At 73.7% G+C, this 15,192-nt stretch carries 11 protein-coding genes and 1 pseudogene; 10 read left to right on the forward strand and 2 right to left on the reverse strand.

Going from position 1 to position 15,192, the window contains the following annotated elements:
* Positions 1-74: 74 nt before the first annotated feature.
* Positions 75-966, reverse strand: a pseudogene (locus ACFWI8_RS00700) (LysR family transcriptional regulator).
* Between the two features lie 137 nt (positions 967-1,103).
* Here ACFWI8_RS00700 and ACFWI8_RS00705 point away from each other — a divergent pair.
* The 6 genes from ACFWI8_RS00705 to ACFWI8_RS00730 all read left to right on the forward strand — a co-directional run bounded on the left by ACFWI8_RS00705 (position 1,104) and on the right by ACFWI8_RS00730 (position 7,377).
* Positions 1,104-2,036 carry an aldo/keto reductase gene (locus ACFWI8_RS00705; protein WP_387084021.1) on the forward strand — a complete coding sequence of 311 codons (933 nt, stop codon included), beginning with the start codon at positions 1,104-1,106 and terminating at the stop codon, positions 2,034-2,036.
* A 107-nt stretch (positions 2,037-2,143) separates the two neighbouring features.
* Complete coding sequence (locus ACFWI8_RS00710; RefSeq protein ID WP_387084023.1) at positions 2,144-2,980, forward strand: DeoR/GlpR family DNA-binding transcription regulator; 837 nt, start codon at positions 2,144-2,146, stop codon at positions 2,978-2,980.
* Between the two features lie 94 nt (positions 2,981-3,074).
* On the forward strand, positions 3,075-4,625 hold the full coding sequence (locus ACFWI8_RS00715; protein WP_387084025.1) for a glycoside hydrolase family 31 protein: 1,551 nt from the start codon (positions 3,075-3,077) through the stop codon (positions 4,623-4,625).
* 49 nt (positions 4,626-4,674) lie between these two features.
* Positions 4,675-5,577 carry a LysR family transcriptional regulator gene (locus tag ACFWI8_RS00720; protein ID WP_387084027.1) on the forward strand — a complete coding sequence of 301 codons (903 nt, stop codon included), beginning with the start codon at positions 4,675-4,677 and terminating at the stop codon, positions 5,575-5,577.
* Between the two features lie 114 nt (positions 5,578-5,691).
* On the forward strand, positions 5,692-6,783 hold the full coding sequence (locus tag ACFWI8_RS00725) for a tartrate dehydrogenase (RefSeq protein ID WP_387084029.1): 1,092 nt from the start codon (positions 5,692-5,694) through the stop codon (positions 6,781-6,783).
* A gap of 30 nt (positions 6,784-6,813) precedes the next feature.
* Entirely contained in the window at positions 6,814-7,377 is a 564-nt protein-coding gene (locus tag ACFWI8_RS00730) for a DUF1697 domain-containing protein (RefSeq protein ID WP_387084031.1), read from the forward strand.
* Between the two features lie 29 nt (positions 7,378-7,406).
* Here the strand turns inward: ACFWI8_RS00730 and ACFWI8_RS00735 are convergent, their stop codons facing one another.
* Positions 7,407-8,021, reverse strand: coding sequence for a dihydrofolate reductase family protein (locus ACFWI8_RS00735; protein WP_387084033.1), 615 nt, complete (start codon positions 8,019-8,021; stop codon positions 7,407-7,409).
* A 109-nt stretch (positions 8,022-8,130) separates the two neighbouring features.
* On the opposite strand from ACFWI8_RS00735, the gene ACFWI8_RS00740 reads away from it, so the two are divergent.
* From ACFWI8_RS00740 to ACFWI8_RS00755, 4 genes are all read left to right on the forward strand, one after another.
* Positions 8,131-8,760 carry a glyoxalase gene (locus tag ACFWI8_RS00740; RefSeq protein WP_387084035.1) on the forward strand — a complete coding sequence of 210 codons (630 nt, stop codon included), beginning with the start codon at positions 8,131-8,133 and terminating at the stop codon, positions 8,758-8,760.
* 261 nt (positions 8,761-9,021) lie between these two features.
* On the forward strand, positions 9,022-12,063 hold the full coding sequence (locus tag ACFWI8_RS00745) for a family 16 glycoside hydrolase (RefSeq protein ID WP_387084037.1): 3,042 nt from the start codon (positions 9,022-9,024) through the stop codon (positions 12,061-12,063).
* 147 nt (positions 12,064-12,210) lie between these two features.
* Entirely contained in the window at positions 12,211-14,817 is a 2,607-nt protein-coding gene (gene lanKC / locus ACFWI8_RS00750) for a class III lanthionine synthetase LanKC (RefSeq protein ID WP_387084040.1), read from the forward strand.
* Positions 14,818-14,919: 102 nt separating this feature from the next.
* Complete coding sequence (locus tag ACFWI8_RS00755; protein WP_311598018.1) at positions 14,920-15,060, forward strand: SapB/AmfS family lanthipeptide; 141 nt, start codon at positions 14,920-14,922, stop codon at positions 15,058-15,060.
* The last annotated feature ends 132 nt before the right edge of the window (positions 15,061-15,192 follow it).

The raw sequence follows: 15,192 nt of genomic DNA on the forward strand, positions 1-15,192 counted from the left end.
TGCTGTCCGAACGCGGACTGTCACGCGGACAGTTGTACCCCGCCGTCACCAGCCCGGAAGGTTGAAGAACAAGCTCAGGACTCGCGGGTGCCGGCCGGGAGCGCGGTCGACACGAACGCCTCCGCCGCCGGCGACAGCCTGGTGCGGCGGCTGACCAGGCCCACGGTCAGCGCGGTCTCCGGCTCGATGTCCAGCACCCGGGCGCCGGCCCGCCGCGCCAGCCCCCGCCACGACTCCGTGACGACGGTCAGGCCCACGCCGGCCAGCACCAGCGGGATGACGGCCACCCGGTGCTCGGTCTCGGCCGCGACCGAGAACTCGACGCCGCGCTCCCGCAGCTCCTCCACATAGGCGCGCATCCCCGTGCCCCGCTGCCCCACGATCAGCCGCTGGCCGGCCAACTCCTCGCACCGCACGGAACTCCGGTCGGCGAACGGCCCGCCGGGCGGCGCCACCAGGACGAAACGCTGGCGGCCGACCGGACGGGAGACCACCTCCTTCTCCGGCAACGCGCCGGCGGTGGCCAGCAGGCCGAGTTCGACGGCGCCCGTCCGGACCAGCTCGACGACGTCCGGCGCGGTGAAGGCGGCCCTGACGGCCACCGACACGCCGGGATAGCGGCCGCTGAAGGCCCCGATCATCGTGGTCAGCGGCTCCACCGCCTGCGACGGCATGGCGGCGACATCGAGCCGCCCCTCCCGCAGCTCCCGCACGGCGGCGACGCTCGCCCGGGCCGTCTCCAGACCGCGTACGGCCTCCCGGGCCGGTTCGATCAACGCCTCACCGGCCGCGCTCAGCACCGCCCGACGACCGACGCGGTGGAACAGCTCACTGCCCAGGTCGCGCTCCAGGCCCCGGATCGCCTGGGGACAACGACGGCTGCGACACGTACAGCGCCGACGCCGCGCGCCCGAACCCGCCGTGGTCCACGATCGCGAGGAAGTACTGCAGCTGCCGGACGTCCATACCGGGATTCTCGCCCCACCGGCCCCACCGGCCCCGGCAACCGGGGCGCCCCGTCACGTCGTCCTCGCGCATGGGGCCACCTCGGCCACGCTGCTAGTCTCCAGCCCGGCATGGCGCACCGACGGGAACGAGGATCCATGGACGAGTTGACGGACGAGCGGACCGTGCCCGGGACCTCGCTGCGCGCGACGCCGGTGAGCATCGGCACCTCCTTCCTCGGCGACCCGCCGCAGCCGGACGGCACGCCGGCCGTGGCGGCCGACGCCCTGGCGCGGGCGATGCTCGCGGGCCCCTTCGCCGTGATCGACACCTCGAACAACTACGCCAGGGGCCGCAGCGAGACCGTCCTCGGGGTCGCCGTCCGCCGCGAGGGGCTCCCGCCGGGCAAGACGATCGTCACCAAGGTCGACGCGGACCCGGCCACCGGAGCGCTGGACCGGGACCGGGTCTGGCGGTCGTTCGAGGAGAGCGTCGGGCGCCTGGGGATCGACCGGCTGCCGCTGCTCCACCTGCACGACCCGTACACCGTCGACGTCGAGGAGGCGTTCGCGCCCGGCGGGGCCGTGCAGGGGCTGACCGAGCTGCGCGAGCAGGGTCTCGTCGGGGCCCTCGGCATCGCCGCGGGCCCCGTCTCCCTGATGCGCCGGTATGCCGAGAGCGGGGCCTTCCAGGTCCTGCTGACCCACAACCGCTACACGCTCGTGGACCGCCGCGCGGAGGAGCTGATCGACCTGGCGGTCGACCGCGGCATCGGCGTCTTCAACGCCGCCCCCTTCGGCGGGGGGATACTCGCCGGCTCCGGCGAGACGTACGCCTACCGGCAGGCGAGCCCCGAACTCCTCGCCTGGGTGGCCCGCGCCCGCGAGCTGTGCGGGCGGTGGGACGTCCCGCTCCAGGCCGTGGCGCTGCGGTTCTCGCTGCGCCACCCTGGCATCGCCTCGACGATCGTGGGTGTCGGCCGCCCCGAGCGGCTGGCGCAGCTGACGCGGCTGCAGGCCACCGCGATCCCCGAGGAGTTCTGGCCGGAGCTCGCCGCGCTGGGCACGCCGCCGTCGACGTTGGAGGACTGACGCCGCGCCGACCCGTCCAGCCAGGTGCCCCACTCCGCGCGACGACACTCGGGGCCACGCTACTTACCCTTTGACAAGGAACAGATGCCTTGTGAAAGTTTCCCCTTATGTCGATCAGTCTTGAGGGCGTGCCCGCCGAGGAGCGCCGCCAGCGGATCGCGGCCGCCGTCGAGGACCGCGGCTTCGTCCACGTCGGCCAGTTGTCCGAGGCGTTCGGCATCTCGCGCGTCACCGTGCGCGCGGATCTCGACAGCCTGGAGAAGCAGGGCCGGCTGCGCCGGGTGCGCGGCGGCGCGCTGGCGACCCACCGGGGCGGCGGCATGCCGGCGAGCCGGGCGGGCGGGGCCATCGAGTCCCCGTTCGAGGAGGCGATGGGGGCCGCGGAGGCGGAGAAGGCCGCGATCGGCCGCCGCGCGGCGCGGCTGGTGGGCCCGGGCGAGAGCGTGATCCTCGACGCCGGCACGACGACGATGGCCGTGGCGCGCGCGCTGGTCGAGCGAGCCGACCTGCGGGACGTCGTGATCCTCACCAACGGGCTCTCGATCGCCCTGGAGTTGGAGCGCGCCGTCCCCAGGTTCACCGTCATCGTGACCGGCGGCACGCTGCGGCCGCTCCAGCACTCCCTGGTCAACCCGCTCGGCGCCGGCATCCTGGAGCGGATCAACGCCGACACCGTCTTCCTCGGCTGCAACGGCGTGCACCCGCGCCGTGGTCTCACCAACCTCAACCTGCCCGAGGCCGAGCTCAAGCAGGCGATGCTCCGCTCCTCGGCCCGGTGCGTCGTCGTCGCCGACGGCTCGAAGGTGGGGCGGGTCGAGTTGGCCCCCATCTGCCCCGTCGACCAGGCCGAGTTGCTGATCACCGGCCCGTCGGCCGACCGCCAGGCGCTCGACGACTGCCGCGACGCCGGCCTCGACGTGGACGTGGTCGAGCTCACCACCTGACCTTTCGATCCCCTTCTGTTTCTTGCTCATACGTAAGTTGGACGCCTAGGATCGCAGCGGGCAAGCGGCTTACCTGACGCGTGAAGGGGTGAGGATGAGCGAAGGTCCGGATTCGGTCGTGACGGTGCCCGTCGAGGCCGGCGAGGCGTGGTGGGGCGGGGCGACGGCGGACGGCTTCGCCATGCCCTTCGCGGACGGCTACCACGCCGACCTGGGTGATCTCGGGGGCAACCAGGGCATGCCGCTCCTGCTGTCCAGCCACGGCCGGTACGTGTGGTCCGACCGCCCCTTCGCGTTCGAGCTGACCGGCGGTGCGCTGCGGATGCGGGCTGACCCGGCCGCCGGCGTGGTCCTCGGTGAAGGCCACGGCGACCTGGCCGGTGCCTACCGCCACCTGGTCGCCGAGCGGTTCCCGCCGCCCGGACGGACGCCGGACGCGCGGCTGTTCACCACCCCCCAGTACAACCTGTGGATCGAGACCCTCTTCCACCCCACCCAACAGGGCGTCCTGGAGTACGCCCAGGCGGTGCTCGACCACGGTCTGCCGCCCGGCGTCCTGATGATCGACGACAACTGGCACGAGGCGTACGGCACCTGGACCTTCCACCAGGGCCGGTTCCCCGACCCCGCCGCGATGCTGGCCCGGCTGCACGAGCTCGGCTTCACCGTCATGCTGTGGCTGGTGCCCTACGTCACCCCGGACACCGAGACCTTCCGCACGCTGCGCGACGCCGGGCTCCTCATCCGGGACGCACGCGGCCGGGTCACGATCGGCGAGTGGTGGAACGGGCACGGCGCCGCGCTCGACCTGCTCGACCCCGACGCCGTGCGCTGGCTGTCGCGGGCGCTCAAGGACCTGACGCGTCTCGGCGTGGACGGCTTCAAGTTCGACGGCGGCGAGCCGCCGTTCTACGCCGCCCTCGGCCGACCCGACCCGCACGCCTACACCGTCGCCTGGAACCGCTTCGGCCTGGACTACCCCCTCAACGAGTTCCGCGACGCCTGGCTGGCCGCCAACCTCCCGCTCGCCCAGCGCCAGCGCGACAAGGCGCACGCCTGGCACGGCCGGGACGGGCTGGCCGCGCTGGTCCCCAACGCCCTGGCCCAGTCGCTCACCGGACACGCCTACACCTGCCCGGACATGATCGGCGGCGGCGAGTACCAGTCCTTCGGCAGCGCCGCCTTCGACCCGGAGCTCTTCGTCCGCTCCGCGCAGGCCGCGGCCCTGTTCCCGATGATGCAGTTCTCCGCGGCCCCCTGGCGGCTGCTGGACGCCGAGCACCTCGGTCACTGCCGGGAGGCCGCCCGGCTGCACGAGCGCCTCGGCCCCGAGATCCTGGCCCTCGCCAAGGACGCCGCCCGCACCGGCGAACCCGTCGTCCGGCCACTGGAGTACGACCACCCGGGCCACGGCTACGCCTCCGTCACCGACCAGTTCCTGCTCGGCACCGACATCCTGGTGGCCCCCGTGACCGAGCCGGGCGCCACCACCCGGGCCGTCACCGTTCCGCCGGGCCGCTGGCGCGCCGACGACGGCCAGGAGTACGAGGGCCCCACCACGGTCTCGGTCGACGCGCCGCTGTCCCGGCTGCCCTGGTTCCGCCGCACCGCCCCGGCGCCGCCCGCCGCGCCGGGCGGCCGGTAGGTTGGCCCCGCGCCGCAGCCGCACCCCCCAGAACGACCGGGAGGCACCCTTGGACGCCCGGCAGCTCGAGTACTTCCTGGCCATCGTCGAGCACGGCGGGTTCAACCGGGCGGCCGCCGCGCTGCACGTGGCCCAGCCCTCGTTGTCGCAGGCGATGGCGAACCTGGAGGCCGAGCTCGGGGTGGCCCTGTTCCACCGCGTCGGTCGGGGCGTCGTGCCGACCGACGCGGCGCGGGAGCTGTTGGAACCGAGCCGGCGCGTGCTGCGGGACCTGGCCGCCGTGCGGGACAGGGCCGCCGCGCTCGCCGGTCTCGACGCCGGCACGGTCGAGGTCGGCACCATGCCGTCGCCCGGTATCGAACCGCTCACCACGCTGATCCGCCGCCTCACCGAGGCCCATCCCGCGGTGACCGTGAGCACGCGGGCCGCCTTCACCCCGGACGAGGTCCTGTCGCTGGTCCGCGGCGGCTCCTGCGAACTGGGCCTGCTGGGCTCCGCCTCGCCGGTGCGCCCGGCCGGCCTCGACGTGCTGCACGTCGAGGACCAGCCGTTCGTGGTCGTGGCCGCGCCCGGCGGACGGATCGAGGACGACGTCGCGGTGGGTCCCGAGGACCTGGCGGGGCAGCAGCTCATCGCGTCCCGGCCGGGCAGCCTGATGCGCCGCCTGGTCGACGGCATCACCGCGGGCGGCGCCGGCACCAGGATCGTGACCGTCGTCGACCACCGCACCTCGATCCTGCCGCTGGTGCTCAGCGGGGTGGGAGTCGCGGTCCTGCCCTCCTCCTGGACCCGGCTGGCCCGCCGCTGTGGCGCCGTGGTCGCCCCCGTCGAGCACACCGCCCGGCTCCACGTGACGATGGTCAGCCTGCCCGGGCACCTCACCCCGGGCGCCCGGGCGCTCCTGGAGCTGACCCGCGCCCACGCCCGACACGGGAACCCGAGGTCCGCCTAGGGCCCCACCGATCGGCCACGCCTATACGGCGCATCGGAAGCACGTCTTGGACGCGCGACCGCCGGCGTGGGTTGACTCGGACCGACCGCACCCCCGAGCGAGCCGGAGGCAGCCATGCCCGCGCCCCAGACGTTCCGTGTCGCCGCGATACCCGCCGACGGTGTGGGCAAGGAGGTCGTCGCCGCGGGACGAGCCGTCCTCGACGCCCTCGCCGCGGACTCCGCGGGCTCCCCGAGGCCGTTCGCCTTCTCCTGGGAGGAGTTCCCCTGGGGGTGCGAGTACTACGAGCGCACCGGCAGGATGATGGACGACGACGGCCTCGACCGGCTCGGGGAGTTCGACGCCATCTACTTCGGCGCGGTCGGCTGGCCCACCGTCCCCGACCACGTCAGCCTCTGGGGCCTGCGGCTGAAGATCTGCCAGGGCTTCGACCAGTGGGCCAACGTCCGCCCCGTCCACTTCCTGCCCGGCGTCACCAGCCCGCTGCGCAAGGCCGACGACACCGATCTCGACTGGGTCGTCGTCCGGGAGAACAGCGAGGGCGAGTACGCCGGCCTGGGCGGCCGCAACCTCGCCGGCCGCGGCCCCGGTGGCGAAGTGGCGGTCCAGACGGCCCTGTTCACCGAGGTCGGCTGCGAACGCATCATGCGGTTCGCCTTCGACCTGGCCCGCACCCGCACCCGCCGCAAGGTGTCGTCCGTCACCAAGAGCAACGCCCAGCAGTACGGCATGGTGCTGTGGGACGACGTGTTCCGCCGGGTCGCCGCCGACTACCCCGACGTCGAGACCGAGAGCGTCCTGGTCGACGCCATGTCGGCGAAGTTCGTCCTGCGCCCCGAGGAGCTGTCGGTCGTCGTCGCCTCCAACCTCCACGCCGACATCCTCTCCGACCTCGGCAGCGCCCTCGCCGGCAGTCTCGGCCTGGCCGCCAGCGCCAACCTCAACCCCGAGCGTCGCCACCCCAGCATGTTCGAGCCCGTCCACGGCTCGGCACCGGACATCGCCGGCCGCGGCCTCGCCAACCCCGTCGGCGCCGTCGGCAGCGCGGCCCTGATGCTCGACCACCTCGGCCTGCCGGACCAGGCGGCCCGGCTGCGCCGGGCGATCGAGACGACCACGGCCGCGGGCGTCCGCACCCGGGACGTCGGCGGCACCGCCTCGACGGAGGACGTCACCAAGGCCCTCGTCGAGGCGCTGAACGCCTGACCGGACAGGCCGGACACTTAGGGTGGCGGCATGGCAACGTACGCCGCGCTGTTGCGCGGGATCAACGTCGGAGGGCACCGCAAGGTCCCCATGGCGGAGCTCCGGCAGTTGTTGACCGAGCTCGGTCACGGCGCGGCCGGCACCTACCTGCAGAGCGGGAACGCGGTGTTCACCGCGCCCGCGGCGGACCCGGCCACATTGACCGGCGCGCTGGAGGACGCGGTGGCCGAGCGGTTCGGGTTCCGGGTCGACTGCCTGGTGCTCGGCCGTGCGGAGTTGCGGGCCGCCGTCGAACGGTGCCCGTTCCCCGCCGCCGAGCTCGACCCGGCCAAGCTTGTGGTCGTCTTCCTCACCCGCCCGGCCGCCGACCACCCGGTCGCGGGTTCCGACCCGGCGCGGTGGGCGCCGGACGAGTTCCGGGTCGGCGAGCGGGAGCTGTTCGCCTGGTTCCCCGGCGGGATGGGCCGCAGCAAGCTCGGCGAGGCGCTGTCCAGGCCGGGCGGCGACGTCGTCGCCACCGCCCGCAACTGGCGGACCGTGACCGCCCTCGTCTCGCTCACCGACCAGCTGGCCGCCGACGACCGCTCGGCGTGAGATCGGCGGCGCGGCCGGCCCGCGCCGTTTCAGTGGACGTCGTAGGTCAGGTGCGTCGCGGTCGAGGTCGTGACCACGTCCCGCTGCACCAGCGTGCGCGGCACCGCGCCGGTGAACAACGGCGTCCCGGCGCCCAGCACGACGGGTGCGAGGTGCAGGGTCAGCACGTCGACCAGCCCCGCGTCGAGCGCCGAGGCGATGGTGGCGCCGCCGCCCATGAGGACCACGTCGAGATCCGCGCCGCGGTCCGCGGAGGCCGCCTCGGCGCGTTCACGCGCGGCGGCGACGGCGTCGCGCAGCCCGGTGGTGACGAACGTCCAGTCGAGGCCGGTGAGCCGCACCGACTCCGGCGGTGAGCTCGTCACGACGACGAACGCGGGCCTGCCGACCTCGCCTGCGCCGTAGCCGGTCGTGTCGTCCCAGCCCTTCGGCCCGTCGACGATGTCGAAGAGCCGGCGGCCGAGGACGACGGCGCCCGAGCGGGCGGTGCCCTCGCGCAGGAGCCGGCGGTCGGCGGGGTCGTCGGAGAAGGCCCAGGTGTGCAGGGCCTGGCCGCCGGTACCGAGGCCGTTGTCCTGGCCGGGCTCCGGGCCGGTGACGAAGCCGTCGAGGGAGACCGAGATGTCGGCGATGATGCGAGTCATGTCAGGGTGGACCCGGCGCGCCGCCCGAACTCATCGCTCCCGACGGGCCCGTCGATCCGGTCAGGATTCGAGAAGCGCCGGCCCCGGCAGCGCGGCTAGCGTCGGCGTCATGACCTCGATCGATCACGTCACCCTCGAGGTGACCGACGCCACCGCTTCCGACACCTTCCTCACCACCGCCTTCGGCCTGGCCGACGGCCGGATCCGCGTGCGGGCCACCGGGACTCCGACGACCGGCTTCCGCGGCTTCACGCTGTCGCTCGTGGTGCCCCGGCCGGCCGATGTCGACGCCCTGGTCGACGCCGCCGTGGCCGCCGGCGCGGCCACGCTGAAGCCGGCCGCCAGGTCCCTCTGGGGCTACGGGGGCGTCGTCCAGGCGCCGGACGGGACGATCTGGCAGGTCGCGTCGTCGAAGAAGAAGGACCCCGGCCCGGCCACCGGGCGGATCGATGAGATCGTCCTCCTGCTGGGGGTCGCGGACGTGGCCGCGAGCAAGCGGTTCTACGTCGACCACGGCCTCGCCGTGGCCAAGAGCTTCGGCAGCAAGTACGTCGAGTTCGCCAGCGAGTCGGGCTCCGTCAAGCTGGCGCTGTACAAGCGCCGTGGCCTGGCCAAGGTCGCCGGCGTCTCTCCCGACGGCACCGGGTCGCACCGGATCACGATCGGCGGCGCCGCCGGCGCGTTCACCGATCCGGACGGGTTCGCGTGGGCGACCGCGGCGGAGACCGCGTCGCGGTGAACCGCGCGGGGGAGCGACTACGGTGCCGCGGCGAGTTCTCGCATCTCACTCCGACCCAACGTGACCTAAAGGTCAACTGGCCGCACTTCTTCGTCCGGCGACCGTAAGACGGGCCGTTGCCCGGAGGCTTCGGGTGTGTTTTGAGACTGTTTCGACAGACCGAGTCAAAAGCATGGACGCGTCAAGAACAAGTCCCTAGTCTCTCCGGCGCTGAGCCTGGGCCACAGGTTCTGTCCCGCTCCACTCGTGTCAGGAGGAGCAATGGTCAAACCGTCGAATCTCCGGTTCCGTCGAAGACTCCACACTCGCCTGGGGGCGCTGCTCGCCGGGGCCCTGCTGGCCGGGGCCGGCTGGGCGGCGCCCGCCGCGGGGCAGGAGGTCGGGCCGGCCGCCGACCTTCCGCCCCAGGAGCCAGGGGTGACCCTGCGCACCTACGACGTGCGGGTGCCGTTGGAGGAGATCTGCACGCTCAAGGCCGGGCAGACGCCGAACGTCGACCGGCTGATGCCCACCATCGACTGGACCACGGCCGACCAGTTCGGCTTCGAGAACCGCTTCGTCACGCACGCGATCGCCAACCTCGACGTGCCGCAGGACGGCACCTACGCCTTCCGCCTCACCAGCGACGACGGCTCGCGGCTCGCCGTGGACGGCCAGCAGGTGATCGACCACGACGGGCTGCACGGGGCGACGTCCAAGGACGGCTCCGTCGAGCTCACGGCCGGTTACCACGCGCTGTTCGTCGAGTTCTTCGAGCGCGACGGCGGGCAGCAGCTCACGCTCTCCTGGCGGCCGCCGGGCGCGGCCGAGTTCTCCGTCGTGCCGAACTCGGTGCTCAGCACCGACGCCGGCGTCGTCCGCGTCACCGCCCCCGGCCGCAAGGAGTGCGAGGGCAACGACGACTCGCCGGGTGACGGCCTGCCGCTCGACGGCGTGCACCCCGACTACCAGCTGACCGACCTCCGGCCCGAGGGCTTCGAACCGCAGGTCACCGCCATGGAGTGGCTGCCGGACGGCCGCCTTGCCGTCGCCACCTGGGGCGGGGGCGGCTCGCCCGACGAGCAGCCCGCCGAGGGCGAGGTCTACCTGCTGGACAACGTCACCGGCGACACGGGACCCGACGAGGTCACCGCGGTCAGGATCGCGGAGGGGCTGCGGGAACCCCAGGGCCTGAAGTACGTCGAGGGCTCGCTGTACGTCTCGCAGAAGCACGAGCTGACCGAGCTGGTGGACGTCGACGGCGACGAGGTCACCGACGAGTACCGGACGGTGGCCACCTGGCCGTGGGGCGGCAACTTCCACGAGTTCGCGTTCGGCCTGCTCTACCGGGACGGCTACTTCTACCTGAACCTGTCCGTCGCCATCGACCTCGGCGGCGCCACGACCAACCCGCAGCCCGCAGAGAACCGCGGCACCACGGTCCGGGTGAACCGCGAGACCGGCGAGGTCGACTACGTCGCGGGCGGGCTGCGCACCCCCAACGGCATCGGCTGGGGACCGGACGGCGAGCTGTTCGTCACGGACAACCAGGGCGGCTGGCTGCCCTCCTCCAAGCTCGTCCAGGTCGATCAGGGCGACTTCTTCAACCACTACACCAACCCCCCGGGCCCCTTCGACGACCAGCCCGTCAGCCAGCCCGTGCTGTGGCTGCCGCAGAACGAGATAGCCAACTCGCCCAGCACGCCGCTCTACCTGGAAGAGGGCACCTTCGCCGGGCAGATGCTCTTCGGCGACGTCACGTACGGCGGCATCCAACGGGCGTACCTGGAGGAGGTCGACGGCGCGTACCAGGGCGCGGTCTTCCGCTTCACGCAGGGCCTGGAGGCCGGTGTCAACCGGATCAGCACGGGTCCCGACGGCGCCATCTACGCCGGCGGCATCGGGGCGGGCGGCAACTGGGGCCAGGACGGGAAGCTGACCTTCGGCCTGCAGAAGCTGACGCCGACGGGGAGCGACGCCTTCGACATCCTGGCCATGCGCGCCACCGGCGACGGCTTCGAGCTTGAGTACACCCAGCCGCTCTCGCAGGCGACGGTGGACGCGCTCGCCGCCAGCTACCGCGTCACGCAGTGGCGTTACCTGCCGACCGCCCAGTACGGCGGGCCGAAGGTCGACGAGGAGACCCTGACCGTGCGTTCGGCCACCGTCTCACCCGACGGCCGGACGGTCACCCTGGACATCCCGGGGCTGAAGCAGGGGCACGTGGTCCACGTGCGCTCGCCCCGCCCGTTCACCGACGCCAGCGGCCAGGAGCTGTGGAACACCGAGGCGTGGTACACCCTCAACCGGATCCCCGGCGCGCCGGAGCCGGAACCCGTGTACTACGAGGCGGAGGAGGCGCGGCTCGACGGCGGCGCGCGCCTCGCCGACGACCACGACGCCTACTCGGGACGCGGCTTCGTCGCCGGCTACGGCACCGAGGGCGCCAGCACCACCTTCACCGTGAACGCCGACCGGCCCGGCTCCTACGACGTCGGACTGCGCTACTCCAACGGCCCCGACCCCTTCACCGGCACCAAGACGGTGAGCGTCCACGTCAACGGGGAGCGGGTGAGACAGACGAGCCTGCTGTCCACCGGCACCTGGGAGCAGTGGTCCACCCGGACCGAACGGCTGAACCTGCGCCGGGGCCGGAACACCATCACCTACGTCCACGAGGCCGGCGACACCGGGCACGTCAACCTCGACCTGCTCACCGTCCACCGGGCCGGCAGCCGGGTCGCGCTCTTCGACGGCACCGACCGGTCGGCGTTCCAGCACGGCGACGGCCGCATGGTGGAGTGGCCGCTGGTCGGCGACGACGCGATGGAGGTGTGCTGCGGCGACATCCGCAGCAAACAGGCGTTCCAGGACTTCCGACTGCACGTGGAGTTCTGGCTGCCCGAGCTGCCGCCGGACGTGACCGGGCAGGACCGCGCCAACAGCGGCGTCTACCTCCAGGACCGCTACGAGATCCAGATCCTGGACTCCTACGGCGACGACTCGCCGGCCGCCAACGAGGCCGCGGCCATCTACGAGCAGCGGGCCCCCGACGTCAACGCGGCGCGACCACCGGGAACCTGGCAGACCTACGACATCACCTTCCGCGCCGCCCGCTTCGACAGCGACGGCACCAAGACGGAGGACGCCCGCGTCACGGTGGTGTGGAACGGCGTCACCGTCCACGACGACGTGGCGCTCACCGGGCCGACGGGAGGCGGCGCCCCCGAGGGCCCGACCGCTGGACCGATCCGGTTGCAGGACCACGGCAACGCGGTCCGGTACCGGAACATCGCCGTCCAACCGTTGCGAAGCGGCGCCTGACCGCCTCGCGGCCACTGATCACGGTCGACGGGCGGCCGCGCGCCGCCCGTCGACGGGTCGTGCGTTTCGCACGGTCCATTCATGACAGCCGCCACTGTCCGCCCTCCCGGTCTCCTGGAAGCCTCTTGTCCGTTCCGAAGGAGGGCGATGGACAAGCGGTACGAGGTCTTCTGCCTGATCGACAGGTGTTTCTACGACACTCCCGAGCGCCTCGCGCTGCGCTCGGACGGCCGGCTGCGGGCCGAGGAGTCGTACGAGACAGCGCGGCGCCCGGTGCCCGAGGGCTGGCGCGCCGCACGCTCCGGTGACTGGCTCCACCTCCAGCCGGTGGCCGCTGAACTGCCCCTCCAGGGCTGGAAGATCCATGTCTCCGCCACCCTGGACGGCGCGGACAAGACGGCCGCCAGGATCTGGGAGTACTGCGTGCCCCGGGGCATCCCCTTCAAGTTCGTGCCGGCCCGCCACCTGCTGTTCCTCCGGAACTCCAAGTACGCCGGGCGCGACAACAGCGGCAAGTTCGCCACCGTCTACCCGGCGGACGAGCGGCGCCTGCACACGGTGCTCACGGAGCTCGGCGAGCTGCTGGCGGGCGAGCCGGGGCCCTATGTCCTGACCGACCTGCGGTGGCGGGAGGGCCCGCTCTACGTGCGGTACGGCGCGTTCGCCCCGCGCTACTGCGACAACGGCTCGGGCACCCTGGTGACGGCGGTCGAGGACGGCGCCGGCCGGCTGGTGCCGGACCGCAGGACCCCCACCTTCACCGTCCCCGACTGGGTGACGCTGCCCGACTTCCTCGCCCCGCACCTGGCCGCCCGCAACCAGGTCACCGTGGCCGACCTGCCGTACCGCGTCGACCGCGCCCTGCACTTCTCCAACGGCGGCGGCGTCTACCGCGGCACCGACCTGCGGACCGGCGCGGCGGTGGTGCTCAAGGAGGCCCGCCCGCACGCGGGGCTCGCCGCCGACGCCGCCGACGCGGTGACCCGCCTGGAGCGGGAGAAGGCCGCGCTGGAACGCGTCTCGGGCCTGGGGATCGCGCCCGAGGTACGCGACTGGTTCACGTTGGGCGACCACCGTTTCCTGGTGATGGACGAGCTGCCGGGCCGCACCCTCAACTCCTTCTTCGCGGAGCGGCATCCACTGCTCGCGGTGGCGCCGGACCCCGAGGAGGTGGCCGGGTACACCCGGTGGGCGCGCACCGTGCTGGCCGGCACCGAGCGGGCCGTGGCGGCGCTGCACGGGCGCGGTCTGGTCTTCAACGACCTGCACATGTTCAACATCATGGTGGCCCCGGACGGCGAGTCGGTCGCCCTGCTGGACTTCGAGGCCGCGGCCCCCGAGTCGGCGGCGGCCCGGCAGACGGTCGCCCACCCCGGGTTCCTGGCGCCGGCCGACCGCACCGGCTTCGCCGTCGACCGGTACGCCCTGGCCTGTCTGCGGCTCGCCATGTTCATCCCGCTGACCTCGCTGCTGGCGATCGACCCGGGCAAGGCCGCGCACCTGGCGGAGGTGGCGGGGCGCGAGTTCCCCGACCTGCCGGCCGACTTCCTCGCCGAGGCGGTGGCCGAGATCGTGGGCGGCGAGGGGCCGGCCGCCGGGCCGGCACCGGCTCCCCCGCCCGGGACGGCGCCGGTGCCGGCGGACGGTCCTGCCGGCCGGGAGTCGATGGTCCGCGCCATCCTGGCCTCCGCGACGCCCGACCGGGAGGACCGGCTGTTCCCCGGCGACATCGCCCAGTTCTCGCCCGGCGGCGGGCTGGGCCTCGCGCACGGCGCGGCCGGCGTCCTGTACGCGCTGGCCGAGTGCGGCGCCGAACGCTACGAGGAGGGCGAGCGATGGCTGCTGCGGCAGGCCGCCCGGCCGCCGCGTGGCACCCCGCTCGGCCTGTACGACGGGCTGCTCGGCGTCACGCACGTCCTGCACCGGCTCGGCCGCACCGAGGCCGCGCACGAGCTGGCCGGCCGGGCCCTGGACGAGCGGTGGGAGCGGCTGCCAGGACATCTCTTCGGCGGGCTGGCCGGCATCGGTCTGGTGCTGGACGAGTTGGCCGCGGCCACCGGCGACGACGCCCTGGCCGACCGGGCCCGGCGGGCCACCGAGCTGGCCGCCGCCCGCCTCGCGGAGCCGCCGGAGCCACGCGGGCGCAGGCGCGCCGGGCTGCTGTACGGGGCCACCGGCACCGCCCTGCTGATGCTGCGCCGGCACGAGCGCACCGGCGACGGAGCACTGCTCGACCTGGCCGCCACCGCCCTGCGCCGGGACCTGGCGCACTGCGCGGTGGACCGCCGCGGCATGCTCAACGTCGACGAGGGCGACCGGGTGTTGCCGTACCTGGGCGAGGGCAGCGTCGGCATCGCGGCGGTGCTCGACGACTACCTGGCGCACGTGCCGGACCCGGAGTTCGAGCGGGCCAGGGCCGCGATCCTGCCCGGCGCGGCGCTGCGCTACTACGCGCAGCCCGGGCTCTTCCGGGGCCGGGCCGGCATGGTCTGGCACCTGGCCAGGACCACCACGCCTGGCACCGAGTCCGCCGCGCTGACCGCGCAGGCCGCGGCGATGAGCTGGTACGGCATGTCCTACCAGGGCGAACTGGCCTTCCCCGGCGACCAGATGATGCGGCTCTCGATGGACCTGGCCACCGGCACCGCGGGCTGTCTGCTGGCGCTCGGCGCCGCGGCCCGGGCCGCGGCGCCCGCGAGCGGCCCCGGGCACGGCCCGCGGCTGCCCTTCCTGCCGCTCCCAGGGCGGCCCTGAGGACCGGCCCCGGCTCGCCGCCGGGGTCGCAGCGAGACCCGCCCCGCGCCCGCGGTGGCGGCCCGACGGGTGACGACGTCACCGACGAAAGGGAGACACCCCATGTCCCTGCTCGACCTGCAGTCCATGGAGCCCGAGACGGCCACCGACGGCGGTGGCGGCGGCGGTGGCGGCGACACCAGCAGCCTGAGCCTGCTGGTCTGCGACACCCACAGCTCCAACAGCTTCCTGCTCTGTCTGTGAGCCGTCCGTTCGGACGGCGGCGGGGGCGGCCCCGCGGCTGGGGGGGGGGGCCCCCCCCCCCCCCGCCCCCCCCACGGCCCCCCCCGCCCCCCCGGCCCCCCCGCCCCCCCGCCGGGAGCCCCGAACCCGGCA

Origin of the sequence: Streptomyces sp. NPDC127098 (assembly GCF_042722465.1) — a bacterium.
Taxonomy (GTDB): domain Bacteria; phylum Actinomycetota; class Actinomycetes; order Streptomycetales; family Streptomycetaceae; genus Streptomyces; species Streptomyces millisiae.

What these genes read in the sequence shown, in the direction of transcription:
- ACFWI8_RS00710 (WP_387084023.1), top strand. Translation starts at nt 2,144, where the DNA reads ATGTCGATCAGTCTTGAGGGCGTGCCCGCCGAGGAGCGCCGCCAGCGG.
- ACFWI8_RS00705 (WP_387084021.1), top strand. Translation starts at nt 1,104, where the DNA reads ATGGACGAGTTGACGGACGAGCGGACCGTGCCCGGGACCTCGCTGCGC.
- ACFWI8_RS00735 (WP_387084033.1), bottom strand. Translation starts at nt 8,021, where the DNA reads ATGACTCGCATCATCGCCGACATCTCGGTCTCCCTCGACGGCTTCGTC.
- ACFWI8_RS00725 (WP_387084029.1), top strand. Translation starts at nt 5,692, where the DNA reads ATGCCCGCGCCCCAGACGTTCCGTGTCGCCGCGATACCCGCCGACGGT.
- ACFWI8_RS00730 (WP_387084031.1), top strand. Translation starts at nt 6,814, where the DNA reads ATGGCAACGTACGCCGCGCTGTTGCGCGGGATCAACGTCGGAGGGCAC.
- ACFWI8_RS00745 (WP_387084037.1), top strand. Translation starts at nt 9,022, where the DNA reads ATGGTCAAACCGTCGAATCTCCGGTTCCGTCGAAGACTCCACACTCGC.
- lanKC (WP_387084040.1), top strand. Translation starts at nt 12,211, where the DNA reads ATGGACAAGCGGTACGAGGTCTTCTGCCTGATCGACAGGTGTTTCTAC.
- ACFWI8_RS00755 (WP_311598018.1), top strand. Translation starts at nt 14,920, where the DNA reads ATGTCCCTGCTCGACCTGCAGTCCATGGAGCCCGAGACGGCCACCGAC.
- ACFWI8_RS00715 (WP_387084025.1), top strand. Translation starts at nt 3,075, where the DNA reads ATGAGCGAAGGTCCGGATTCGGTCGTGACGGTGCCCGTCGAGGCCGGC.
- ACFWI8_RS00740 (WP_387084035.1), top strand. Translation starts at nt 8,131, where the DNA reads ATGACCTCGATCGATCACGTCACCCTCGAGGTGACCGACGCCACCGCT.